Here is a 24,071-nt window from a genome sequence, read left to right as displayed (position 1 = left end):
TTTTCCGTCTTGGCAGTGAGGCGGCTATCCGGGCTGCGTTGCCACGTGCTGGCGCAGGCGCGCGACGATATCCGCGTATAGCCCTTCGAGCGGCCGGAAGACGAACCGCACGGTCGATTTGCCCGGTGGCACCACGACGGCGCGGAACAGCACGTTGGCGCGCAGCAACTCGGCGGGCCGGCCGTCGATCTCGACCTGCCACCAATGATGCCAGACATCGTTCAGGACGAGATATCCGCCGCGCGGGGCATCGACGGCGAGCGTCACCGTGGTCGTGCCGTAGTCGCGGATCGCGACCGTCGCCGGGCCGATGGCGCCGGTGGGAAGCGGCGGCGGGTCGCGGTCGAGCAGTACGGTTCGGCGCGGGTCGAAACCCTCAGGCCATTGGCCGGTCGTCAGAATGGCGTCGAAATCGGCCTTCTGCGCCTCGGTGACGAGCAGCACGCGCGGCAGGGCGCGCGGGTTCTCGTAGACATAGGCGTCCTTGGTGCGGGCGATCTGTCGGAGATCGCCGGGTTTCAGCGTCTTGTCGATCTGCTCGACGGGCACCCCGGTCGCGATGAAGCGCAGGCCCAGCATGTCGGCGAGCAGCGAGCGATAGCCCGGCATCAGCGCCGAGAAGGTGCGCTGGTCGGGCAGGGCGACATGGTCGCCGGCGCCGGTCGCCTTGCTGTAGAGGCTGAGCCGTAGCGGATTGTAGCCCAGCGTGTTGTCGAGCTCGTGGACCAGGCTGGCATTGGGCCAGTGGAAGTCGATGGCAGCGAGCTCGATGCGGTCGCGCCGGTCGGGTGCGGCGGTGCGGCCGGTCTCGCGCTTCAGGAGCGCGATGGTCTCGTTGGTGCTGTCCTTGCGCAGCACATCGTACATCTGCGGCGGCAGGGCGGTGGATTCGCTCGGGCCGTTATTGACCGACAGGTCCATGACCAGCGTCGCGGCGATGACGACCGCGGCCGCCAGCGCCGAGCCGCGCTGTGCCAGGCCGCGCGCAGCGACGATGCCGCCGAGCGTAAGAACCCCGCAGAGCACTGCAATGACCAGCGGTGTGATCGCGACCGGGATGCGCCCGACCGTCCAGGCGAGCCAGGCGGCGAGGGCGAGCACCACGGCGAAGATCAGGGCCTCGATGGCGATCTGCCAGGGCCGTGCCTTCGGGGCCGTTCCGGTCATGACGAGATGGGTCAGGTAGCCCCCGAGCAGGGCGAGCAGGGCGCCGAGAATGAACAGCGCATCGGCGGGACGGCGGTAGAAGCTGACGCCGGGCAATTCGAACAGCAGCCGGAAAGCGGGGGTGTAGCGGCCCAGCGCGAAGAGCAGCACGACGAGCGCCGCGACGCTGAGCGCGACGACCTCCCGCCGCCAGAGCGCGCCGCGGACGAGGCCGATGGTGAGGATCAGCCCCATCGGCAGCAGGCCGAGATAGAGCTGGCTCATGTTACGGGCGAGATAGAGGCCGAGCGGTCCGAAGCGGGCTTCCCAGGCCGGGCTCGGAGCGCCCCAGAAATCCGCCAGCGGCCCGGCGGCGCCGTAGAGATTGGCGATCAGGCCGGTGAGCAGCGCGGCAGGGTGCAGCGAGCCCTTGCCGGCCTCGACGAAATCGATGACCGGCCGGTTCGATTCCTGCGCGATGAAGGCCGTCAGCAGAATGGGAATGGTGGCGACGAGGATTGCGCCGAGCGTGCCCGCGAGCAGGGGCCTCAGGCTGGCCCGGAAGGCGCGCCAGGGGCTGTTCGCCATCAGGATGGCGGCGATGACCAGCCCGGCCAGCACATAGACGCCGATCAGCGCCACCTGATCGCGGCCGAGCACCATGAAGCCCGACATCAGCCCGGCAGCGAAGCCGTAGCCGACGGAGCCGCGCTCCAGCGCGCGGGAGAGCAGGAAGAGCGTGACGGCGAAATAGCCGAGGCTGAGCACCTGCCCGACATGCTGGATGCGCCAGGAGGCGGCCGCGCCGAAGGCGAACGACATGGCCGCGACGACGGCGCCGGCCGGATGCCAGCCCCGGTCGCGGAAGACCATGACGATCGCGAATGCGCCGAGCAGCAGCGTCCCAAGCACGGCGCCGTCGCTCCAGCGGAAGTCGGGCGCGGGATTGAGCGCGGCGATCAGCGCGAAGGAGGGCGAGAAGATCAGCGATTGCGGATCGGCGACCTGCGGCGAGCCGGAGAAGACATAGGGCGTCCAGAAGGGCGAGAGACCGCGATGCCAGCTATCGGCGAGGAACTGGAGCTGCGGGTGGAAATGCGCCTTGGCGTCCCAGGGTATGGTGACAGCGCCCGAGAGCCAGGGCCAGGACAGAGCAAGCCAGGCGAGGGCGACGATGCAGAACACGCTGGCGAGCGGCCAGCGTGTCGGAGCGTTTTCGAATGATGTCGTTTCGGGCACCGGCATCAGCCTGGCCTGATCGAAATCCGAAAGGCCGTCAATCCGTCGGGGCGGCGCGCGCCATCAGCGCGTCCATATCGATGAAATGGCCGGCGCGGTCCCGCTTCGAGGCGAGATAGCGGACATTGTGGGCATTCGGGCGGCCGAGCACGCGCTGGCTGGCGGCGACCTCCAGGCCCGCCGCCTCGATCGCGCCGATCTTCTGCGGGTTGTTGGTCAGCGCGACGACGCTGGAGACGCCGAGGTGCTTCAGCATGGTCGCGGCGAAGTCGAAATGGCGCTGGTCGAGATCGAAGCCCAGCACCTCGTCGGCGTCATAGGTGTCCCAGCCCTGGCTCTGCAGCTTGTAGGCGCGCATCTTGTTGGAGATGCCGTTGCCGCGGCCTTCCTGGTCGAGATAGAGCAGGATGCCGCCATCGTTCTCCGCCATCCACTGCACGGTTTCGCGCAGCTGGTCGCCGCAGTCGCATTTCAGCGACCCGAAGAGATCGCCGGTCAGGCAGGCGGAATGCAGGCGCACCGGCACGGCGGTCGAGAGATCGGGCTTGCCGACGATGATCGCAACCTGGTCGCGCAGGCCCTCGCCGCCACGGAAGACGACGAATTCGGTCTCCGGCGCGCCTTCCAGCGGCACCGGGGCGCGGCCCACGATCTTCAGAGAAGCCGCCTGCTCGGCACGGTAGCCGTTCACGGCGTCGAGGGTGACCTCGACCAGCGGTTCGCCGGCGATGTCGGCGGCACTCACGGGTACGGCGATGACGGCCGGAAGGACGAGCGAGAGGCGGGCGAGTTCCAGCGCAGCCTCGTCGAGGCCCGATGCCGGCGCGATCGGCGCGTCCATGCGCCCATCGAGCTTGAGGGCCAACGTCTCGATGCGCGCCTGGTCGATCGTGGGCAATGCGAAGATGCCGCTCTCGCTGCGCCCCTTGGCGCCAAGGCGGCGCAGCCGCGCGGCGCTCAGGACGAGGTGACCGCCGCCGCGCGCGAGATCGTTGACCCCGCGCACCAGCTCTCCGTCGGCCAGCTCCGCCGACAGGGCGAGCGCCAGCCGGCCACCGTTACGCAGCAGAACGGGGCGACCGGCGCGAAACTCGGCGATGGCCCGGTCGACCTTCACGAGAGCGGTTTCGAGGGAGGGGCCAAAGAGCGTACGCGACTCAGGCATCGAAAAGTCCGTCAGATTGGGCCGGGCGTGCGGCCGAGGAGCATCAGGAGGCACCATCGAGCATCGATATAGGGGTTCTTGATCCGCCCTTCCAGCAACGTTCCCGAAACGACGCGGTTCCACGGCAAATAGCGCGCGGTACCGCGGAAGCGGGAACCTGACCGAAGCAGGTTCGTATAGGCTGATGAGCTTGAACGTGAGATGAATGCCTTCCCCAACGGCAAGGCCCGGAGGCTGCCCATGCAGAAGGAGATGCCGCCTGGCGACCGCTACAGTCCGATCGCCCGTACGCTGCACTGGATCACGGTCGTTGCGGTCTTCGGGATGACCCCGGTGGGGCTGACGATGAGCTACCGGGGCAACGTGCTCGATATCTGGGACGGGCTGACCAATGGCCTCTATAGCGCTCACAAACTGACCGGTTTCCTGCTGCTGTGGCTGACGGCGGGCAGGCTGATCTACCGCGTGCTGCATGGCGCGCCGCCGGACGAGCCGACGCTGGAATGGTGGCAGAGGGCCAGCTCCCACCTCGTCCACTGGCTGCTCTACGGGCTGCTGCTCGTCGTGCCGTTGCTGGGCTGGATCGGCGTTTCCCTGTATCCGGCACTGGACATATTCGGTCTGTTCAACCTACCGGCCCTGGCCATACCGGACGAGGCGGCGGCGCAGCGGGTGCTCGGCATCCACGGCAAGCTTGCGCTGACGCTCGGCGCGCTTGCAATCATGCATATCGCGGCGGCGCTCTACCACCGGCTCATCCGCAAGGACGGGGTGCTCCGGCGGATGTGGCCGGGGCTTGGATAGGACGGTCAGACGGGGCGCGCCCAGAGATCCTGATGGCCGATCCGGACCGACTGCGCTTCGCGGCGTGCCGATAGCCAGCCATCGACGGTCGCGGGGTCGACCCGCCCGGTCTCCCGCACCGCTTCCGCGATCCCTTCCGCCAGCGCTGTGCCCAGATCGGCCCGGCTCTGGTCGATCAGCCAGCTGCTGTCGCCCCTCGAAACCGCGAAGCCGGATTTGCGGAAGGCCTCGGCCATGACGTCGCAGGCATCCGGGCCGGCGGCAGGGCCGAAGCCCTTGTCGCCGCGCTGATGGTCGGTAAAGGCGATGTGAATGCCGCTATCGGCCGGATGCCGGGGCTTCCAATCCTCGCGGCCATCATAGGTGAGCACGGTGTAGAGCGGCAGGCGCTGGCTCGCGAGGGCCGCGACGAAACGCTCGAGCCAGCGCCGCGACGTCAGGTCGAAAAGGGCTGCGGCCGTGACGAGGTCGGGCTGCCAGCCCAGCACCCATTCGAGATCCTTGTTGAGGTCGACCTTGCGGGTGTCGACTGTGATGGTCTTGCTGCCCTTGGCCAGGACGAGCTCCTCGCCCTGCTCGCGCGCCTCGTCCGCCCAATCCGTGAGACGCTCGCGGGCATGGGCCAGCAATTCGGGGTCGTGGTCGACGAGGGTCCAGTGCTGGCGAGCGGGCAGGGCGGCATAGGAGCCGCGCAGGTTCGAGCCGCCGCCGCAGCCGAGATCGAGGATGGAGAGCGAAGCCCGGTCCGAGAAATAGCTGCCGACCGCGGCGAGCACCTGCGGATTGCGCGCCGCGTGATCGGCAGACTCGCGCAAGGCGAGCCATTCCGGAGAGAAACCAGCCATTACCCCACCTCTCGGCTGCCGTCGCGCAGGCAAGCCCCCGCGACGATACGTGCGGTGTCGCGCCAGCGCGGCAAGGCGCGGGCACCCGCCCATGCGGCGTCGGCGCGTTGCCGACGCTCAGCCGGCGCATCAACCAGTTTGGCAAGGGCCTTGGCAAGTGCCGCAGGGTCGCGGGGCGGCACTTTGAGGGCGGCGGCATCAGGCAAGGCGTCGGCGCCGGCGCCGCTCAGCGTGCAGACGATCGGCAGGCCGCGCGCCAGCGCTTCCGTCAGCACCATGCCGTAGCCTTCGTACAGGGACGGCATGACGAAAAGATCGGCCTTGTCATAGAGTTCACCAAGACGTTCCGGGTCGGCTGCTCCGGCAAGCAAGATGCGGTCCGCCAGTCCGGCCGAACCGATGCGCGCCTCGATCGCGTTGGCGGTTTCGGGCGCGTAATCCGGGGAGCCGGCTATGGTGAGATGCCAGTCGCGATCCGCGATCCCGGCCAATGCCTCGATCAGAATGTCATAGCCCTTGCGGGGAATCAGTGAGCCGACAGCGAGCAACTTCAGCGGCCCGCGGCCACCGCTGCCGACAGCCCGAGGCGCGGGGTCTACGCCGGGTATGGCGATGGCGATGCGATGATCGGGCACGCCGAAATCGGCTGCGAGAGTGCCGGCTGTCGCCGGGCTCGTCACCGCGACGGCGCGGGCGTGGCGCAGGGCGGCGCGCTCGCTTGCACGCAAGGTCTCGACCTGTTCGAGGGACAGCCCGGTTTCGAGGGTGAGGGGATGGTGGACGAGGGCAACGAGGCGATCGGCGAAGCGGGCGGCGAGCGCTTCGGGAAAGGCGCCGAAGGCCAAGCCATCGATCAGCAGGATGTCGTTCGGAGCGGTCGCGGCGAGGAGTTCTTCGGTCGCGGCGAGATCGGCCTGGCTGGGGGACGGGAAGCTGCCCGGCAAAGCCAGGTGCCGGGCCTCTATGCCCATCTCGCGCCATTCCCGCAGCAGACGGCGATCGTATCCATAGCCGCCGGTCGGCAGGTCGATATCGCCGGGGATGGCGAAGACGATGGCGCTCACGCCAGCGCGCTCTCGTAGCTGGCGCGGGCGAGGTCGGTCTCGTGCAGCGTCACACGGATCTTGGCGAGGCCGGTGCCATCGGCACCGAGCGCGCCGGACTTCGCCGCGGCGGCCATGGCATCGAAGATGTGCTTGCAGAGGAATTCGGTGGTGGTCAGCACGCCGGCGAATTGCGGCAGGGCATCGAGGTTCTGGTAGTTGAGCGGCTTCAGCGTCTTGCCGAGGACATCGAGCGCGGCGCCGATGTCGACGACCACGTTCTGCCGGTTCAGCGTCTCACGGAAGAAGGCGACGTCGACCACGAAGGTCGCGCCATGCATGTTCTGCGCAGGGCCAAAGAAGGGATCGGGCAGGGAGTGGCCGATCATGATGCGGTCGCGGACTTCGACGGAAAACATGCGGGCTCCCGGGGATCAGCTTGGGTCGATCAAGGCTGCGCTTCATAGCAAATCGCGGCGGTCAGGCCAGCGGCACCGGGCGCCAGCAGTTCCGGAACGCGCTGCGGCGCATCCCGGAACGCGATCTCGTCGGTGATCAGCGCGTCGAGCCTGTCATCGGCGAGAAGCGCCATGGCGGCCCGCGCGCGTCTTGCATGGTCCCAGCGCGCCCGGTGCGACGCGGCGACCATGCCGACCTGGGAGGAGACGAGCTGGAGGCGGCGCGCGTGGAAGGCGCAGCCTAAGGCGGCCGGCACGGTTCCCTCGCCATACCAGCTCATTTCGATGATCCGCGCCTCGGTGCCGGCGGCCGCGACGGCCGTGGCGAGGCCAGAGGCCGTCGCGCTGGTGTGGAAGACGAGATCGGCGTCTCGCGGGGTGGCGTCGGGCAGGGCGAAGCCGAAGCCGAGCCGGGCAGCCAGTTCGGCGCGACCGGGCTCGATATCGACCAATGTCACCTCGGTGCCCGGCAGGCGCGCGGCGAGCCAGGCGACGAGCAGGCCGATGACGCCCCCGCCCACCACGACGATCCGGTCGGCCGGGCCCGAGCCGGCGTCCCAATGAGCGTTCAGGGCGGTTTCCACATTGGCCGCAAGGATGGCGCGCCGTGCAGGAACGGTGTCCGGCACCATGATCAGGCTGTGGCGCGGGACGATGAAGCGGTCCTGGTGCGGGTGCAGGCAGAAGACGATGCGGCCGAGCATATCGGACGGGCCGGCGTCGACGCGGCCGACGGCGCAGTAGCCGTATTTGACCGGGAAGGGGAAAGAGCCTTCCTGGAACGGCGCACGCATGCGCTCATGCTCGGAGGCGGGCACGCGCCCCTCGAAGACGAGCCGCTCGGTGCCGCGGCTGAGCCCGCTCCACAAGGTGGTGACGAGGCAATCGTCCGGGCCGGGGACGGACAGCAAGACATCGTTCAGGTTGCATTCACGAGATGCCGTATACCAGAGCGCAAGAGCCTTTGCCCTTGCGTCAATCGTGGTGGCAGGCTTTAGCTCCCGCGCCATCGCGTCCGATCCCGTCCGTCCGAGCCTGTCTGCCTCTCCATGACAGAGACCGCCATGAACCAGCGTCCCGCTCCGACCACGTTCCAGCGGGCGGCGCAAGAGGTAGACGTAACTGGCCTGACGCCGGCCGGGTTGCAGGACGAGGCCGTTCTCCGCAGGCGGCGCCGTCTCGTTCTTACCTTGAATCTCCTTACATTGGCCGCTCTGCTGGCCGGGTTCGCCCATGTGCTCGCTGCCGGTGGCTGGACCGTGGCGGATGTGGCGATCTTCGTGGCCTTCCTGTTCGGTGCGCCCTGGACCGTGCTCGGCTTCTGGAATGCCGCGATCGGGCTCTGGCTGCTGCATGCCCGCAAGGACGGGCTCGCCGAGGTCGCTCCCTTCGCCGCGGCCGGCGAGCAGGCGACGCCGCTCGCGCTGCGCACCGCCGTGCTGATGACGCTCCGCAACGAGGATCCGGCCCGCGCCTTCCGCCGGCTCAAGGTTGTCAAGGACAGCCTCGACGCTACTGGCGAGGGGGTCTGGTTCGACTATTTCGTCTTGTCCGACACCAACGACCCGGCGGTGGCTGGCGCCGAGGCGGCGCTGGCCGAGGCCTGGTCCCGCGAGATCGGCGAGCCGGCGCGCCTGACCTATCGCCGCCGCGCCGACAATGCCGGCTTCAAGGCCGGCAATCTCCGCGATTTCTGCGAGCGCTGGGGCGAGCGCTACGAGCTGATGTTGCCGCTCGACGCCGACAGCGTCATGGCGGGCGAGACGATCCTCGGCATGGCCCGGATGATGCAGGCGTATCCGAAGCTCGGAATCCTGCAAAGTCTGGTCGTCGGCATGCCCAGCCACTCCGCCTTCGCGCGCATCTTCCAGTTCGGCATGCGCCAGGGCATGCGGCCCTATACGATGGGCTCCGCCTGGTGGGGCGGAGATTGCGGGCCGTTCTGGGGGCACAACGCGCTCGTGCGGATCGCGCCGTTCCGCGATAGCTGCCATCTGCCGGTTCTGCCGGGCGGGCCGCCCCTCGGTGGCGCCGTGATGAGCCATGACCAGGTCGAGGCGACGCTGATGCGCCGGGCCGGCTATGAGGTGCGCGTGCTGCCGGTCGAGGGGGGAAGCTGGGAGGAAAACCCGCCGACCATGCTCGATTTCGCCAAGCGCGACCTGCGCTGGTGCCTCGGCAACCTGCAATATCTCAAGCTGCTCGACCTGCCCGATCTCAAGCCGATGAGCCGCTTCCAGCTGGTCTGGGCGATCCTGATGTTCCTCGGCCTGCCGGCCTGGACGCTGATGATCGCGCTGCTGCCGCTCAAGGTGCTGGAGGACCGGGTCGTCGCGGATTACCCGGTAGCGTTGGCGGTCGGTCTCTATGTCCTGTTCCTGGCGATGTATCTCTCGCCCAAGCTCGCCGGCTTCGCCGATATCCTGCTGACCAGGGGAGGCGTAGGCCGCTATGGCGGCGCGGCGCGCTTCCTCGCCTCGGCGGTGATCGAGGTCCTGTTCGCCTTCCTGCAGGGCGCCGTCTCGAGCTTCCGCACGACGCTGTTCATGATCGGTCTCGCCTTCGGCAAGGTGCGGATCGGCTGGAACGGGCAAGCGCGCGACGCCTATGCGCTGTCCCTCACCACCGCCTTCGCGGGCTTGTGGCCGCATCTGCTGTTCGGGGCCTATCTGTTCGTCGCGCTCGGCGCCTTGTCGCCGGCAGTGCTGCTGTGGTCGCTGCCCTTGACGGCCGGCTACGTGCTGGCCATTCCTTTCGCGATGCTGACGGCGTGGCCCAGCGCAGGCGCCTGGCTCGCACGACAAGGGCTCTGCGGCATTCCCGAGGATTTCGACATGCCACCGGTGCTGGCGACCATCCGTGACGGGGAGAGGGCATGAACGCCATCGCCTATCCGAAGGGAACGGTGAAGGCGCTTTCGCGCTCCTTGCGCATCTATCATGGCGACAAGCAACGCAACGCGGCGATGGACCGGCTCTACGGGACATTCCTTGCGCCCGGCGATCTCGCCTTCGACATCGGCGCCCATGTCGGCGACCGCATTTCCTCCTTCCGCAGGCTGGGCGCCCGCGTCGTTGCGCTGGAGCCGCAGCCGGGTCCGGCCCGCGTCGTCCGCCTGATCCACCGGCGCGATCCGCTGGTGACGCTGATCGAGGCGGCCTGCGGCGATCACGAGGGCTCGATCGCGCTCAAGATCAACAGCGCCAATCCCACGGTCTCGACGGCCTCGGCCGCCTTCATCGGCGCCGCGGTCGGGGCGCGGGGCTGGGAGGGGCAGGTCTGGGACCACGAGATCACGGTGCCCTGCACTACGCTCGACCGGCTGATCCTGCGTCACGGGTTGCCCAGGCTGCTGAAGATCGATGTCGAAGGCTTCGAGGCGCATGTGCTGGCCGGGCTGACCAAGGCCGTGCCGGTGATCTCCTTCGAATTCACGACGATCCAGCGGGAGGTCGCGGAGGCCTGCATCGCGTTGCTGGAGACGCTCGGCCCCTATCGTTTCAACGTCGCGATCGGCGAGAGCCAACAGCTCGAATTGGCCGCGCCGGCGAGCGCCGACGCCATGGGCGATTATCTGCGCGGCTTGCCTCATGCGGCCAACTCGGGCGATGTCTACGCCATCCTTCAGAGCTGAGATCGAGACCTCATGACGTTTTCGCGCCTGCGCGCCGCCGCTTTCATCACGATTCTCGCCTGCATTGCCGGCCCGGCCATCGCGGCCGGCGATATCGCCGTCGAGGTCAAGAACGAATCCGAGCCGGTGCTCTGCGCCGAAAAGGACAACGTCACCATCAAGGCGATCTCCCCGGAGGTCCGGCGCTTCCAGATCGAGGCGGCGCATCCGGCCTATATCTCCGGGCTCGTGCGCGACAACTGGGATGCGGACTGGGCGAATTGCGACATGAAGGGTGATCCGTCCTTCGCCGCGCCGACCCCGCCGCGCCGCGTCACCTTCTGGGAGACGGTCGACTACTGGCTGGTCGGCTACACCTTCCCGACCTTCTGGCGCCCAGCCGACACGACCTTCCGCGTCGGAGACCGGGTCGAGAAGGGGCTGCATCTGGTCCAGCTCTGGAAGCTCGGCAGGGACAAGTCCTACGAGGTGCTGGTCGTCTATCCGCAGGATGGCTACTGGCGCGCCCGGCCGATGCCGCCGCAGCATCTCGGCTTCTCCTCCTACGGTTCGTCCTTTCTGTTCGGCCCGATCGAGCAGGACGGCCGCCCGGTGGTGAACATCAGGGAGATCGAGTTCGATCCGCAGACGATCTCCTTCAAGCTCAACTTCAAGGACGGGTCGGCCGGTACCCTCAAGCTCGACAGCGTCGACGAGAACCGGATGGTGCTCGACGCCGTGCTCGACAAGCCGGTGACCGGGGGCAGGGCCTTCGTCGCGCTGCGCTCGATGTACGTCACCGAGTTCAACAACGACGTCGCCCGTATCGCGGTGCGCGAGCCCGGTGCCAAGGGCTGGCGCGAGGAGCCGCTGATGCCGTTCCAGGGCGGCAAGGCGACCGACATCTGGACGGGGCGCACGACCCATTCGCGTCACAACACCTCCTCCCCCGACATGGTCTTCCGGCACTTTTCGGCCGATCCGAATCCGCCGCCGAAGCCCGAGAAGAAGTAACGGGCAGGAGACCGCGGCGGAACGCATTCCGTTCCTGCCGCGTTTGGCCATGACGCGGCCGGCTCAGCGCGCTAGCTTGCCGCTATCGCTATCGCTTAGCCTGCAGAGATATTCATGCCGCGTTTCGCCGCCAATCTTTCGATGATGTTCACCGAGTGGGACTTCCTGGACCGCTTCAAGGCAGCCGCGGAGGCCGGCTTCGAGGCGGTGGAGTTCCTGTTCCCCTATGAGCACAGCCCCGAGCAGGTGGGGCTCGCGCTGGCCGGCGGCGAACTGGAGCAGGCGCTGTTCAATCTGCCGCCGGGCGATTTCGCCAAGGGCGAGCGCGGCATTGCTGCGCTGGCCGGGCGCGAGGACGAGTTCAAGGCCTCGGTCGACAAGGCGCTCGAATACGTCCACGAGACCGGGGTCAAGCGCCTGCACATGATGGCGGGGCTCGCCGATCCCAACGATGCGACCGCGCAGAAGACCTATCGTGCCTCGCTGGCCTATGCCGCCGACAAGCTCGCCGAGCACGGTATCGACCTGCTGCTGGAGCCGATCAACGGCAAGGACATGCCGGGCTATTTCCTGAACGATTTCGACCAGGCGGCGGCCTATATCCGCGAATCCGGCCGGTCGAACGTCAGGCTGCAATTCGACATGTATCACTGCGAGTTGATCCATGGCGATGTCTCGGCCCGGCTCAAGGCGCTCTATCCGCTTGTCGGCCATGTCCAGATCGCGCGCGCCGACGGTCGCCATGAGCCCGATGCGACGGGCCCGGACTATCCGAAGCTCTTCACCGAGCTCGACGGCCTCGGCTATGACGGCTTTGTCGGCTGCGAGTACCGGCCGGAACACGGCACGCTCGAAGGCCTCGGCTGGTTTGCGCCCTGGCGGAAGCCGCTCTGATGCGGCCGCCGTCGATATCCTATCCGGTGCTCGTCGCCGACATCGGCGGCACGAACTGCCGGCTCTCGCTGGTTTCCGATCCCGAGAGCCCGCACCGGCCGCTCGCGCGGATCGGGACCGGGAGCCATCCCACCGCCGAGGCCGCCTTCGCGACGGTGCTCGGCGAATTGCCGGAGAAGCCCCGCTCGGCGGTGCTCGCCGTCGCCGGCCCGCTCGATGGCCGGCGGGCGCAATTGACGAACGCGGTCTGGAATCTCGATGGACCGCGGATGGCCGAGGCCCTCGGGCTGACCCAGGGCCTGCTGGTCAATGATTTCGAGGCCTTGGCGGCGTCGCTCGCCGTCCTCGGCCCGGGCGATCTCGCCACGCTGGTCGAGGGGCGTCCGGAGCCGGATGGTATCAAGCTGGTGCTCGGCCCCGGCACGGGCTTCGGTGCCGCGGCGCTGCTGACGCATGGCGAGCGGGGCATGCTGATCCCGACCGAATCCGGCCATATCGGCATCGGACCGGAGGACCAGACCGAGCAAAGGATCTGGCCGGCACTGACCGATGGCGTGCCGCGCCTGACGGTGGAGCATCTCCTGAGCGGCGACGGGCTGGTGCGTCTGCACAAGGCGGTGGCACGGACCTCGGGCATGCTGGAGGCGGAGGTGAGCGCCGCCGACGTGTCCCGGCTGGCCCATGACGGCGATCCGGCGGCGCTGATGGCGGTGGTCTGCTTCTGGCGCCTGCTGGGGCGGGTCGCCGGCGATCTCGCTCTCGTCTTCAAGGCGACCGGCGGCGTCTTCATCGCCGGCGGTATCGCGCCGCATCTCCTGGGGCTTGCAGATAAGCCCGCTATCCGTTCCGCCTTTGCCGGCAAGCCGCCGATGGAGGAACTGGCCGGGCGTTTCCCACTCCATGTCATCACCGCGAAGGATGCGGCCGAGCAGGGACTGGCCGCGATCGCGGCCAATCTTCATCGCTTCGGCCTCGACGATCCGAAGCGGCTGTGGTTTGGCTGAGCGCGTCCCGCTCCTCCGATCGCTTCCCCCAGGTCCGCGTGCAGCCCATCTATTCGATCCAGGTTCTGCGCGCGCTCGCGGCTTTCATGGTCGCGATCCATCACGTTCAGCCCGATGCGGCGGCGCTGGCCGAGCGGGCGGGGCTGAGCTTCACCCGCAGCGACCTGCTTCCCTGGATGGCCGGCGTCGATATCTTCTTCGTCGTCTCCGGTTTCATCATGGTCCATGCCTCGCAGGACCTGTTGGGCCGGGCAGGAGCCTCGCGCCTGTTCCTGAAGCGCCGGCTGGCGCGCATCGTGCCGCTCTACTGGGCGATGACGACGCTGTTCCTGCTGGTCGGCCTTGCCGTTCCGGCGCTGCTCAACTCGGGCGTGCCGAGTTTGACGCAGATCCTCGGCTCCTACCTGTTCTGGCCGACAGTCTCGACCCAGGGCTTCGTCCAGCCGGTCTATTCGCTGGGGTGGACGCTGAACTACGAGATGCTGTTCTACGTCCTGTTCGCGGCCGGGCTCGCCCTGCCGCTGCGCTGGACGCTGCCGGTGGTCGCTATCGTGCTAGCCGTGTTGGTTGCGGCCGAGAGTTTGGCAGGCCCGCTGCAATTGCCTTTCGGCTTCTGGGGCCAGCCGATCGTGCTCGAATTTGCCGCCGGGATGGGCATCGCGATTCTCAGGCGGAAGGGGCTGCGCCTGCGTGGCGCGGTGCGTGTCCCGGTCGCGGCGGCCGGCGTCGCGGTGCTGATCGCGGCGGCTCATGTGCCGGGCGCGGACGGCCCGTGGAGCAGCGTGCTCTGGCGCGGCGGCGCGGCAGTGCTGCTGATGCTCGCGGCGGCTTGCGGCCGCGAGGGCATCGTCACCCCCAAACCGGTGAAGGTGCTGGCGACGGTCGGCGACGCCTCCTATGCGCTCTATCTCGTGCATCCCTTCGTGATCCGGGGAATGCGCGAGGTCGCATTAAGGATCGGGTTGCATGCGCCGGCGCTCTACATCCCGCTCGCGCTGGCCGGCGCCGTCCTGGCGGCACTGCTGGTCTATCGCTTCTTCGAGAAACCGGCGACGCGGCTGGCGCGGCGCTGGCTCGGAAGCTGAGGCGGTCGTCATGCTCGGCTTGACCCGAGCATCTCGGAAGCCCGTGTCTTCTCGTCCTGAGCTTCTCGGGTTGGCGCTTCGCTTCGCCCGAGAATGACGGCGGCACTCAGCTCAGCTTCATGCCCTTGAGCGACTGGCCGACGACGCCGTTGTCCTTTCGCCGCTGCGCGCGTTTGGCCTTGATCGTCTCGACATGCTCGGGCTGTGGAAAATAGCCACGCTCCATGACCTCGAGCGAGTATTCCTCATAGGTCAGGCCGAGCGCCTCGGCCTTCTCCTCGCGGCGCAAGGCGATCTCGCGCGGCTTCTTCCAGGCCTTGCGGTGGGCGAAACGCCAGTCGAAATAGCGGCCGATGCTGCCCTTGCCAGCGGCGGAGCGACGCTTGCGTTCCTTCAGCGGCGGGCCGCCATTATGGCCGATCCCGATGGGGCGTTCGCTGGGCATGGCTTTCGGACTCAAAACGACGCTCCGCATCACGATAAGGGCCGACACAACTCTGGCAAGCGCCGTGCCATGGCTTGCCAATCTGACTTGCGGGCGTGACAGGGCGGCGGCGGCGGTCTATCCGGCAGGCTTAAGATCACAGGACGGACCATGGCCCCCTTGCTGCACCTGCGCGATGTCGCGCTCACCTTCGGCGGACAGCCGCTGCTCGAAGCCGCGGAGATCGCGGTCTCGGCAGGCGAGCGCGTCTGCCTGGTAGGCCGCAACGGCTCGGGCAAGTCGACCCTGCTCAAGATCGCGGCGGGGCTCGTCGAGCCCGACCATGCCGACCGTTTCGTCCAGCCCGGCTCGACCATCCGCTATCTGCCGCAGGAGCCGGACTTCACCGGCTACAAGACCTCGCTCGCCTATGTCGAGGCGGGCCTCGGGCCGGGCGACGACGCCTATCGTGCGCAATATCTGATCACCGAACTCGGCCTGACCGGCGAGGAGGACCCCGCCACCATGTCCGGCGGCGAATCGCGCCGGACGGCGCTGGCGCGGGTGCTGGCGCCGGAGCCGGACATCCTGCTGCTCGACGAGCCGACCAACCATCTCGACCTGCCCGTGATCGAGTGGCTGGAGCAGGAGCTTAAGTCGCTTCGCTCCGCCATGGTGCTGATCAGCCATGACCGGCGCTTCCTGACCTCGCTGTCGCGCGCGACGATCTGGCTGGACCGCGGCCTGACAAGGCGCATGGACAAGGGCTTCGGTGAGTTCGAGGCATGGCGCGACGAGGTGCTCGCCCAGGAAGAGCTCGACCGCCACAAGCTTGACCGCAAGATCGCGCGCGAGGAGGACTGGCTGCGCTATGGCGTCAGCGCCCGGCGCACGCGCAACCAGCGCCGGCTCGGCGAACTCCACGCCATGCGCGACCAGCGCCGCACGGCCCGCAGCGCGGTCGGCAACGTCCGGCTGGAGGCGAGCGAGGCGCAGACCTCCGGCAAGCTCGTCATCGAGGCCATCGACGTCGCCAAGGCCTATGGCGACAATGTCGTGGTCAAGAACCTGTCGCTGCGCGTCGCGCGCGGCGACAGGATCGGCATCGTCGGTCCCAACGGGGCCGGAAAGACCACGCTGATCAATTTGCTGACCGGGGCGCTCAAGCCCGATTCCGGCAAGGTGAAGCTCGGCACGGCGCTTGAGATGGTGACGCTCGACCAGCGCCGCGAGAGCCTCGATCCGGCGACGCCGCTCGGCGATGCGCTGACCGGCGGCGGCTCCGATCAGGTCATGGTCGGCGGCCAGCCGCGCCACGTCATCGCCTATATGAAAGACTTCCTGTTCCAGCCCATCCAGCGCGGCACGCCGGTCGGTGCGCTGTCGGGCGGCGAGCGCGGCCGGCTGATGCTGGCGCGCGCGCTCGCCAAGCCATCCAACCTCCTGGTGCTGGACGAGCCGACCAACGACCTCGACCTCGAAACCCTCGACCTGCTGCAGGAACTGCTGGCGGATTATCAGGGCACGGTGCTGCTCGTCAGCCATGATCGCGATTTCATCGATCGTGTCGTCTCTGCCGTACTGATCTCGGATGGCGACGGAGTCTGGACCGAGTTCGCCGGCGGCTATTCCGACATGCTGGCGCAGCGCGGACGCGGTGTCGGCGCCAAGGCGAAAGTGGTTGAGAGGGCGCCGGCTTCTGCGCCGAAGCCTGCAGGCGCTCCGGCGTCGGCCGCCTCGGCCTCCAGGCGCAAGCTCTCCTTCAACGAGAAGCATGCGCTGGAAACGCTGCCCAAGAAGATCGAGACGCTGCAGGCCGAGGCCGCCAAGCTCAACACCGCCATGGCGGGCGATCTTTACACGCGCGATCCCAAGCTCTTCGCCAGGGCGACCACGCGTCTGGAAGAGGTTGCGCGCGAGATTGCCGATGCCGAGGAGCGCTGGCTGGAGCTGGAGATGCTGCGCGAGGAGATCGGGGCGTAGTTCCCGCCGTCATGCTTGGGCTTGACCCGAGCATGACGGAGACCAGCCTTCTCTCGTCACGAGATTCCCGGGTCTGCGCTCCTTGAGAATGACGGTGCCCATACGAATTCCGTATCCAGCTGCGCATCAAAACGCATTTACGGACCTGCTCAATCGTTTCAAACATCGTGGCAATCGAGATCGCGAGGAATGACCATGAGACTGAAGGGCAAGACGGCGCTGGTGACCGGCGCGGCGCAAGGGTTCGGATTCGGCATCGCGGAGACCTTCGTGCGCGAGGGCGCGCGCGTCGCGGTGCTCGACATCAACGGCGACAAGGCGAAGGAGGCGGCCAGGGCCATCGGGCGCAAGGCCTTCGCCGTGACCTGCGACGTCGGCAAGGCCAAGAGCGTCGACAAGGCGGTGGAGAAGATCCTCGCCAAGGTCGGGCGGCTCGACATCGTCGTGAACAATGCCGGCACCACCCATCGCAACAAGCCGATGACCGAGGTGACGGAAGAGGAGTTCGACCGGATCTTCGCGGTCAACGTGAAGTCGATCTACCTGATGGCGCGGGCGACCGTGCCGCATTTCCGCGAGCATGGCGGCGGCGTCATCCTCAATATCGGCTCGACGGCGGGCCTGCGCCCGCGTCCCGGCCTGACCTGGTACAACGGCTCGAAGGGCGCGGCGAACCTGATCTCGCAGTCGATGGCGGTCGAACTCGCGCCCGACAAGATCCGTGTCAACGCCATCGCGCCGGTGGCGGGCGAGACGCCGCTGCTCGCGACCTTCATGGGTGAGGACACGCCCGAGCGGCGCAAGGCCTTCACGGCGACGATTCCGTGGGGCCGCTTCTCGACGCCGCAGGACATCGCCAATGCGGCGCTGTTCCTGTGCTCGGACGAGGCGGACATGGTGACGGGCTCGGTGCTGGCCGTCGACGGCGGACGCTGCATCTGAACAAGCGTCGTGCTCGGGTTCGACCCACGGCTGCCCGGTTGAGCGCAGGGCCTCTCCCTTCTCCCGCAAGGGGAGAAGGGAAGCGGGGCGCGGAAACGACGGCCTGACCGTCAGACCCGCTCGCCGAGCAGTGCGATCTCCTGGCGGAGCATGACCGTGCCATGGGGCTCGAAGCCGCGCTGTTCCAGCGTGATCCGGGGCGCGGTCGCATCACCTTCGATACGGAACAGATGCCAGGTTCCGAGCTCGCCATGGCCGCGCGGGCCGAGAGAGGCCGAGGGCACGCCGACGATCGGCACGTCATGACCCGGGCCTGGGCGCCAGGCCAGCGAGAAGCTGTGGTTATGGCCGTGGATGACGAGGTCGGCGCCCTTGCGCTTCAGCATGGCCTCGAAGGCGGCGGCGTCGACCAGTTCGCGTCCGCGCTTGGCGCCGCCGACATAGGGCGGGTGATGGATCAACACGACGCGGATCAAACCCTCGTCGCGCGCGCGATCCAGCAACGCCTCGATGCGCTTCATCTGTTCGCTGCCGACGCGGCCCGTCGCCATCAGCGGCATGGTCGGCACGCCGCTGTTGACGCCGATCAGCGCGACCGGCCCGCGGCGGCGATACCACGGATAGCCGGCGCGGCCTTCGTCATCGGAAATCCAGGGAGCGAGCAGCCCGGCCAGCGGCTTCAGCGAGGAGCGCGCATAGGTGTCGTGATTGCCGGGGACGAAGCTGACCGTCTCGCGCGGGCCGAGCGTGTCGAGGAAGGCGATGGCGGTCTTGAATTCGTTCGGCAGGCCGATATGGGCGACATCGCCTGTGCAGGCGACATGGTCCGGCTGCTGCGCATGGATGTCGGCGACGATCCGCGCCAGGATCTCCATGTCATGGGCGTGCCGGCGCTTGCGGCGCCAGTTGACGTAACCGGTCGCACGCTTACCAAAGAGCTGATGCAGCGAAAACCCGGCGAGCGGGCCGAGATGCGGGTCCGACAGATGCGCGAGCTTGAACACGCTCAAGCGCTTGCCCTTCCCGCGTGCCGTCAGTCAAGCGCGCTGTTGACGCGCCTCGACTGGCGGATGCGGACAGCCTCAGTTGGCGTAGCCGGTCAGTTCCGACACGATACGCGAATCGGTCAGCGTGACAGCGGGCTTCCAGACATAGGCAGGCTTGGCCCTCAGGCGGGCGATGATGAAAGAAAGCAACATGACGATAGTCCCCAGCGGTGATGCGGCGGTGTGATCCTTATTTGGGGCGCGTTTGTGACAGAGCAACCAAGTTGCTGGACGATCCGTTATGCGCTTTTTGCATAGACAATGAACTCGGGCTTGAGAAATCTCCGATGCAACCGCCGACGCACTCCGGCTCTGCCGATCCGGAAACGCCCCGGACGATCCGGCAGCGACTGCTGACCCGGCTTCTCCATCTCTATTTTCGGTTCGCGCGCGGCGTGACCTTCGGCGTGCGCGCCGTGGTGCTGAACGATAGCGACGAGGTCTTCCTGATCCGCCACACCTATGTTCCGGGCTGGCATTTTCCCGGCGGCGGCGTCGAGGTCGGCGAGACGGCGGCGGAGTCGCTGGAGCGCGAACTGTCGGAAGAGGCCGGAATCGCGGCGACGGAGCAGCCCGTGCTGTACGGGCTGTTCTTCAATCGCCGGATTTCGCGGCGCGACCATATCGCCGTCTATGTCATCCGCGCGTTCAAGGTCGAGCAGGTCAAGCAGCCGGATCGGGAGATCGCGGAAGCCGGTTTTTTCCGGCTCGACGATCTGCCGGAAGGGACGACGCCGGCCACGCGGCGGCGGCTGGACGAGATCGCCGCGGGCAAGCTCCCCGCGGCCGAGTGGTGATCGCGAGCGTCGGCTGGCGCGGGATCGCGCGACTCATTCCGCACTTTTCGCCAGCTTGCCGAAATCGGCGTCGAGCTTCGCCAGAGCCGTCGCGATCCGTGTACGCCTGTCCTTGATCCAGGCATCCTGCTGATCGAGGCGCTGCTTCGCGCCCGCCAGCATGCGGTCCATCTCGGCAGGCTGTGGACCACCGGAGGTCGCACGGTTCTTCACGATCGCGACCGGGTCCAGCGTCGCGCGGAACTCGGCCTCGCTCATCGGCAGCTCCGCCACCGGCAGGCTCATCTCCACCGCCGCCTTGCGATAGATCGCCTGCGCCTGCGCATAGGGAAAGTCGGTCGGCTTGATGCCCTTGTCCTTGGCGTAGTCGACCACCTCGGAGGCGAAGTGGTGCCCGGCGCGGAAAGGCAGCTTGTACTGCCGCATCAGAACGTCGGCGAGCTCCTGCGAGGCGGTCCAGTCGCTGTTGAGCTCCTCCAGAGCACGGTCGGGATCGATGACCAGCGCCTTCAGGATGCGGTCGAGCCCCTGCAGGGTCTTGGCGGCACTGTCGATCATGGCGCTGTTGGCCTTGGCATCCTTGGCGTCGGGCATGCCGGGCGGGATGTTATGCGCCTTGAAGATGGGCCCCATCGCGAGCGAGAGCGCCGTCGAGGCCTCCTCCCGCGTGCCGTTCAGCAGGCCGGGATTGCGCTTCTGCGGCATGGCGCTGGAGACATAGGTGTTGCCTCCGCCCTCGCGCAGCAGGATCCAGGGCCGCGACTGCGCATATTGCGTCATCACGTCCTCGATGAAGCCGCCGATATGGAGCGCGATGCCGGTCACGATGCCGCCGGTCTCGACGGGCAGGTCGGCGGCGGCGATCTGCGAGGCGTCATAGGCATTGTCGACGAGGGCACCGAAGCCGAGATAATCGGCCATGCGCTGGCGATCGAGGGGCCAGCTCGTGCCGTTGAGGACGGTCGTGCCCATCGGCGAACGGTCGACGCGGGCATAGGTCTCGCGGATGCGCTGGGCATCGCGATCGAGCCCCGCCGCGAGCCCGAGGAGATAGTGGCCGTAGCTGTTGGGCTGGGCCGCGACCCCGTTGGTGTAGTTGGGGACGATCGTCCCCCGATGCGTGGCGGCGAGCTCCACCATCGTGCGCGTCGTCCTGTTGAGCTCGTCGGCCAGCGTCAGCATCCGGTCACGTAGGATCGCGGCGCGGTAGGTCGCATGCATGTCCTGGCTGGAGCGCCCGGCATGGATCAGCGTGACCTCGACGCCGGCCTCCTTGATCATCAGCGGCTCGAAGGTGATGACGGTCGAGGGGCGCTTGGCGCCCGGCTGGTTGCCGGCTGCGATCACCTTGGCGATGCCCTGTGCCAGCTTGGGCGCGAGCATGCGGTCGAGCAGGCCCTGCTCGGTATTGATGACGGTGCTCGCCTTGTTGATCTCGCCGAGCCAGAAGAACTCGTCCCTGACGGATTCTTTCGGCAGGGCCTGCTGCTGGGCATGGGCGGGCAGGGCGCTCGCCGCCAGAAGGATGACAGCGTGCCACAGGCGTGTCGGCATTGGTTTCCTCCGTTGTGAAGCGGCACCTGTCCGATGCCTTGTCGCTCCTCGAAAGCGACCGGTTATTCCCCCCGCCGTTCACGTCGTGAATCGAAACCAATCCGCCATCGCCGGCAAGGCGGCGGGGCGCTGGCGCGAGACGGATGGACGCCGGCCGGAAGCTCTGCTAGAGGCGCAGCCCATGACGAACGGGCAAAGCCTCCGAGACCTGCGACGACCGGCGCGCTGAAAGCGCCTGCCTGGCATTGCGCCCATACGCGCCTGCCTTCGTTTCGCCGATCCGCTTCTTGCCTCGCGTTAACGTCATGACATCCCTGCCTTTGACCATCCGCCACGAATTGCCCGTGGACGCCGCCGCCATCGAGCGCCTGCATGAGCGCGCCTTCGGGCCCGGCCGCTTCGCTCGCACGGCTTTCCGCTTGCGAGAGGGCGTGCCGCCCGATCCGGCGCTGTCCTTCGCCGCGCATGTCGGCACCTTTCTCGTCGGCTCGATCAAGGTGACGCCGGTCGTCGCGGGCGGCCACAAGGCGCTGATGCTCGGGCCGCTGACGGTCGACCCCGCCTTCGAAGGCCGGGGAATCGGGGCTGCGCTGATGGACCGTTCGATCGAGGCCTCGCGCGAGGCCGGTTACGACCTGATCATGCTGATCGGCGATGCGCCTTACTACGCCCGTTTCGGCTTCAAGGTCCTGCCTCTCGGCCAGCTCGTGCTGCCCGGCCCGGCCGATCCGGCGCGCTTCCTGGCGCTGGAGCTGGTCGAAGGCGTGCTGAAGCAGCGCCGCGGTGCGGTGACGTCGGCGCGGGTGGGGTGAACCCAACCGGCGTCATGCTCGGGCTTGACCCGAGCATCTCGGAAACCAGTGGCTTCTCGTCCAGAGATTCTCGGGTCGAAGCTGTGCTTCGCCCGAGAATGACGGCGGGGCCTCAGGCCTGACGCTTTAAGCGGCGCCCGCTTTCCCCCAGCCAGCCGGCGACGAGGGCGCCGAACAGGATCGCGAGGCCGAGCAGCCCGACGAAGAGCGGCGAGATCTGCACGCCGCGAACGATGCCGGAATCGCTGATCCTCAGCCCGATCCAGTCGTTGCCGGCGAACTGACTGCCGGAGCGCACCGGCACGATGCGCGGCAGGCTGACGCCGGAGCCGCTCTCCTGGCCGATGCGGCGCGAGGAGCCGCCGGTCGATTGCGCCAGCGACTGGAGGGCGGCGGGGTCGCTGACCACCTCCATCAGCTCGCGCGGGTTCTCGGGGCCGACGCTGGCGAAGGCGGTGAGATTGTCGGAGGTCAGCCGGTAGAGGCCCTGATCGCCGGTCGGGATACGCGCGGTGAACAGGCCGGGGCGGCCCGGCTCGAGCGGGATCGTCCGCGACTGGCCATCGGGGCCGGTGATGGTGATGGGGGTGGGATTGTCGCTCAGCGTCTGCCGCTCGACCTCGACGGTGCCGCCGCGGGCGGTGGCGCGCAGCGCCTCCTCCTCAAGCTCCGGCTCCTTCATCAGCCAATGGCTCAGGCGGCGCAGCAGGTCGAGATAGGGGCCGCCATCGCGGAAGCCGCGGGCCCAGAGCCAGGCGTGATCGGAGAGGAAGAGCGCGACGCGCCCCTTCTGCTCGCGCGCCAGCATCAGCAGTGGCCGTTCGCCGGGGCCGGTCATCACGGGGGCAGCGCCGGCGCGGGCCTGCGCGCCGACCATGCGCAGCCATTCGCCCCAGCGCGGCGGCGAGACTTCCGAACCCGGCAGGTCGCGGGTGACGGGGTGGCGCTTGCCGGGCTCGCTGACCTGGGCGCGATAGGCCTCGTCGATGACGCTGCCATCCGGCACGGCCGGCAGGATATGGCCGAGCGGTGTGCGGGCGAGCGTCTGCGATCCCGCATATTCCGGGCCGGCGGCGACCAGGAGTGCGCCGCCGTCGCGGACATAGCGGACGATGTTCTCGAAATAGAGCAGCGGCAGGATCGACTGGTTGGCGTAGCGGTCGAAGATGATCAGGTCGAATTCCTTGATCTTGACCTGGAACAGCTCGCGCGTCGGGAAGGCGATCAGCGAGAGCTCGTTGATCGGCGTGCCGTCCTGCTTCTCCGGCGGGCGCAGGATGGTGAAATGGACGAGATCGACATTGGCGTCGGCCTTGAGGAGGTTGCGCCAGGTGCGCTCGCCCGGATGCGGCTCGCCCGAGACCAGCAGCACGCGCAGCTTGTCGCGCACGCCTTCGATGGTGATGACGGCTCGATTGTTGGCGAGCGTCAGCTCGTTGTCGAGCGGCGCGGCCTCGATCTCGACGACGTTCGGCCCGCCACGGTCGATGCGAATGGGAACCTGCACGATCTGGCCGGTGGCGACGTCGCGGCGGGCGACGATCTCGCCGTCGCGGCGGATGGTGAGGCCGGCGCGGCTCGAACCGTTCTTGTCGACGACCCGCAGGCGGATGACCTGATCCTTGCCGACGATGCCGAAGCGGGGCGAATCGACCAGCATAATGCGGCGGTCGATCTCGGCGTTGCGGCCGGTGGTCAGGACATGCAGGGGCGCGCGCAGGCCCAGAGCCTCGGCATTGGCCGGCGTGTCGTGGGCGAGGCCGTCTGTGATGGCGATGGCGCCGGCGACACGCTCGGAGGGGACGTCGGCGAGGCTCGATGCGAGCGCCTCGAACAGGCGGGTGCCGTCGCTGGTGCCTTGCGCGTCGCGCAGCTCGACGATCCGCGGCTCGACATTGGGAATGCCGCGCAATTGCCGCTCGACCTCCGCCACCGCGGCGTCGGTCTGAGCGGAGCGATCGGCGAGGCGGTTCGAGGCCGAACGGTCGACCACCACCGAGACGACGTCCTTGACCGGCTCGCGATCCTCGAAGACCAGCGAGGGATCGGCCAGCGCGACGGTCAGCACGATCAGCGCCAGCGCCCGCAGGATGGCGCTGCGCCCGGCCAGGACGATGGCCGCGCCGGCGGCCAGCGCGGCGAGAACGGCAAGGCCGATCAGCAGCGGCAGCGGCACCAGCGGGGCGAAGGAGACGCTCCACAT

Annotated in this window: 21 protein-coding genes; 11 read left to right on the top strand and 10 right to left on the bottom strand. The window is 68.0% G+C overall.

Annotation, left to right across the window (positions count from 1 at the left end):
* Positions 1 to 24 precede the first annotated feature (24 nt).
* Positions 25 to 2,391, bottom strand: coding sequence for a hypothetical protein (locus tag NWE53_RS11625; protein ID WP_265054448.1), 2,367 nt, complete (start codon positions 2,389 to 2,391; stop codon positions 25 to 27).
* A 31-nt stretch (positions 2,392 to 2,422) separates the two neighbouring features.
* Positions 2,423 to 3,550, bottom strand: a complete 1,128-nt coding sequence (gene ribA / locus NWE53_RS11620; protein ID WP_265054447.1) for a GTP cyclohydrolase II RibA — start codon at positions 3,548 to 3,550, stop codon at positions 2,423 to 2,425.
* Positions 3,551 to 3,790: 240 nt separating this feature from the next.
* Between ribA and NWE53_RS11615 the strand changes: the two genes are divergently transcribed.
* Positions 3,791 to 4,354 carry a cytochrome b gene (locus NWE53_RS11615; RefSeq protein WP_265054446.1) on the top strand — a complete coding sequence of 188 codons (564 nt, stop codon included), beginning with the start codon at positions 3,791 to 3,793 and terminating at the stop codon, positions 4,352 to 4,354.
* Between the two features lie 5 nt (positions 4,355 to 4,359).
* Here the strand turns inward: NWE53_RS11615 and NWE53_RS11610 are convergent, their stop codons facing one another.
* From NWE53_RS11610 to NWE53_RS11595, 4 genes are read right to left on the bottom strand one after another with little or no spacing between them, the layout of a single operon-like run.
* The gene (locus NWE53_RS11610) at positions 4,360 to 5,199 is read right to left on the bottom strand and encodes a class I SAM-dependent methyltransferase (RefSeq protein ID WP_265054445.1); all 840 of its coding nucleotides are present in this window, start codon (positions 5,197 to 5,199) and stop codon (positions 4,360 to 4,362) included.
* The gene (locus NWE53_RS11605; protein WP_265054444.1) at positions 5,199 to 6,263 is read right to left on the bottom strand and encodes a glycosyltransferase family 4 protein; all 1,065 of its coding nucleotides are present in this window, start codon (positions 6,261 to 6,263) and stop codon (positions 5,199 to 5,201) included. Before NWE53_RS11605 ends, NWE53_RS11610 begins: the two co-directional genes overlap by 1 nt.
* The gene (locus tag NWE53_RS11600; protein ID WP_265054443.1) at positions 6,260 to 6,661 is read right to left on the bottom strand and encodes a 6-pyruvoyl trahydropterin synthase family protein; all 402 of its coding nucleotides are present in this window, start codon (positions 6,659 to 6,661) and stop codon (positions 6,260 to 6,262) included. Before NWE53_RS11600 ends, NWE53_RS11605 begins: the two co-directional genes overlap by 4 nt.
* A gap of 29 nt (positions 6,662 to 6,690) precedes the next feature.
* Positions 6,691 to 7,611, bottom strand: coding sequence for a zinc-dependent alcohol dehydrogenase (locus NWE53_RS11595; protein WP_265054442.1), 921 nt, complete (start codon positions 7,609 to 7,611; stop codon positions 6,691 to 6,693).
* Positions 7,612 to 7,764: 153 nt separating this feature from the next.
* Here NWE53_RS11595 and mdoH point away from each other — a divergent pair, with 153 nt between their 5' ends.
* The 6 genes from mdoH (at position 7,765) to NWE53_RS11565 (ending at position 14,310) form a co-directional block, all read left to right on the top strand.
* Positions 7,765 to 9,579 (top strand): glucans biosynthesis glucosyltransferase MdoH, encoded by a 1,815-nt coding sequence (gene mdoH / locus NWE53_RS11590; protein ID WP_265054441.1) that lies wholly within the window; start codon positions 7,765 to 7,767, stop codon positions 9,577 to 9,579.
* Complete coding sequence (locus NWE53_RS11585) at positions 9,576 to 10,334, top strand: FkbM family methyltransferase (protein ID WP_265054440.1); 759 nt, start codon at positions 9,576 to 9,578, stop codon at positions 10,332 to 10,334. The genes mdoH and NWE53_RS11585 overlap by 4 nt, the downstream gene beginning before the upstream one ends.
* A 12-nt stretch (positions 10,335 to 10,346) precedes the next feature.
* Positions 10,347 to 11,327 (top strand): hypothetical protein, encoded by a 981-nt coding sequence (locus NWE53_RS11580; RefSeq protein WP_265054439.1) that lies wholly within the window; start codon positions 10,347 to 10,349, stop codon positions 11,325 to 11,327.
* 114 nt (positions 11,328 to 11,441) lie between these two features.
* A complete protein-coding gene (otnI, locus tag NWE53_RS11575; RefSeq protein ID WP_265054438.1) occupies positions 11,442 to 12,221 on the top strand; it encodes a 2-oxo-tetronate isomerase in 780 nt (259 codons plus the stop codon).
* A complete protein-coding gene (locus NWE53_RS11570) occupies positions 12,221 to 13,225 on the top strand; it encodes a glucokinase (RefSeq protein ID WP_265054437.1) in 1,005 nt (334 codons plus the stop codon). The genes otnI and NWE53_RS11570 overlap by 1 nt, the downstream gene beginning before the upstream one ends.
* A gap of 38 nt (positions 13,226 to 13,263) precedes the next feature.
* Positions 13,264 to 14,310: an acyltransferase family protein gene (locus tag NWE53_RS11565; protein WP_265054436.1), complete on the top strand. Its 1,047-nt coding sequence runs from the start codon at positions 13,264 to 13,266 to the stop codon at positions 14,308 to 14,310.
* A 106-nt stretch (positions 14,311 to 14,416) separates the two neighbouring features.
* Here the strand turns inward: NWE53_RS11565 and NWE53_RS11560 are convergent, their stop codons facing one another.
* Positions 14,417 to 14,755 carry a hypothetical protein gene (locus NWE53_RS11560; RefSeq protein ID WP_265054435.1) on the bottom strand — a complete coding sequence of 113 codons (339 nt, stop codon included), beginning with the start codon at positions 14,753 to 14,755 and terminating at the stop codon, positions 14,417 to 14,419.
* 150 nt (positions 14,756 to 14,905) lie between these two features.
* On the opposite strand from NWE53_RS11560, the gene NWE53_RS11555 reads away from it, so the two are divergent.
* The gene (locus tag NWE53_RS11555; protein WP_265054434.1) at positions 14,906 to 16,717 is read left to right on the top strand and encodes an ABC-F family ATP-binding cassette domain-containing protein; all 1,812 of its coding nucleotides are present in this window, start codon (positions 14,906 to 14,908) and stop codon (positions 16,715 to 16,717) included.
* Positions 16,718 to 16,912: 195 nt separating this feature from the next.
* Positions 16,913 to 17,659 carry an SDR family oxidoreductase gene (locus NWE53_RS11550; protein WP_265054888.1) on the top strand — a complete coding sequence of 249 codons (747 nt, stop codon included), beginning with the start codon at positions 16,913 to 16,915 and terminating at the stop codon, positions 17,657 to 17,659.
* 110 nt (positions 17,660 to 17,769) lie between these two features.
* Here NWE53_RS11550 and NWE53_RS11545 read toward each other — a convergent pair whose 3' ends face one another.
* Positions 17,770 to 18,663 carry a metallophosphoesterase family protein gene (locus NWE53_RS11545; protein WP_265054887.1) on the bottom strand — a complete coding sequence of 298 codons (894 nt, stop codon included), beginning with the start codon at positions 18,661 to 18,663 and terminating at the stop codon, positions 17,770 to 17,772.
* 329 nt (positions 18,664 to 18,992) lie between these two features.
* On the opposite strand from NWE53_RS11545, the gene NWE53_RS11540 reads away from it, so the two are divergent.
* Positions 18,993 to 19,502, top strand: coding sequence for an NUDIX domain-containing protein (locus tag NWE53_RS11540; RefSeq protein ID WP_265054433.1), 510 nt, complete (start codon positions 18,993 to 18,995; stop codon positions 19,500 to 19,502).
* Between the two features lie 33 nt (positions 19,503 to 19,535).
* Here NWE53_RS11540 and NWE53_RS11535 read toward each other — a convergent pair whose 3' ends face one another.
* Complete coding sequence (locus NWE53_RS11535; protein WP_265054432.1) at positions 19,536 to 21,056, bottom strand: argininosuccinate lyase; 1,521 nt, start codon at positions 21,054 to 21,056, stop codon at positions 19,536 to 19,538.
* Positions 21,057 to 21,361: 305 nt separating this feature from the next.
* Here NWE53_RS11535 and NWE53_RS11530 point away from each other — a divergent pair, with 305 nt between their 5' ends.
* Positions 21,362 to 21,868 (top strand): GNAT family N-acetyltransferase, encoded by a 507-nt coding sequence (locus NWE53_RS11530; protein ID WP_265054431.1) that lies wholly within the window; start codon positions 21,362 to 21,364, stop codon positions 21,866 to 21,868.
* 112 nt (positions 21,869 to 21,980) lie between these two features.
* On the opposite strand, the gene NWE53_RS11525 is transcribed toward NWE53_RS11530, so the two are convergent.
* A complete protein-coding gene (locus tag NWE53_RS11525; RefSeq protein WP_265054430.1) occupies positions 21,981 to 24,071 on the bottom strand; it encodes a hypothetical protein in 2,091 nt (696 codons plus the stop codon).

The sequence above is a fragment of the Bosea sp. NBC_00550 genome, from assembly GCF_026020075.1.
Lineage (GTDB): Bacteria > Pseudomonadota > Alphaproteobacteria > Rhizobiales > Beijerinckiaceae > Allobosea.
The sequence above is the reverse complement of the archived record's forward strand: the minus strand, read 5'-3'. Positions and strand labels throughout refer to the sequence as shown.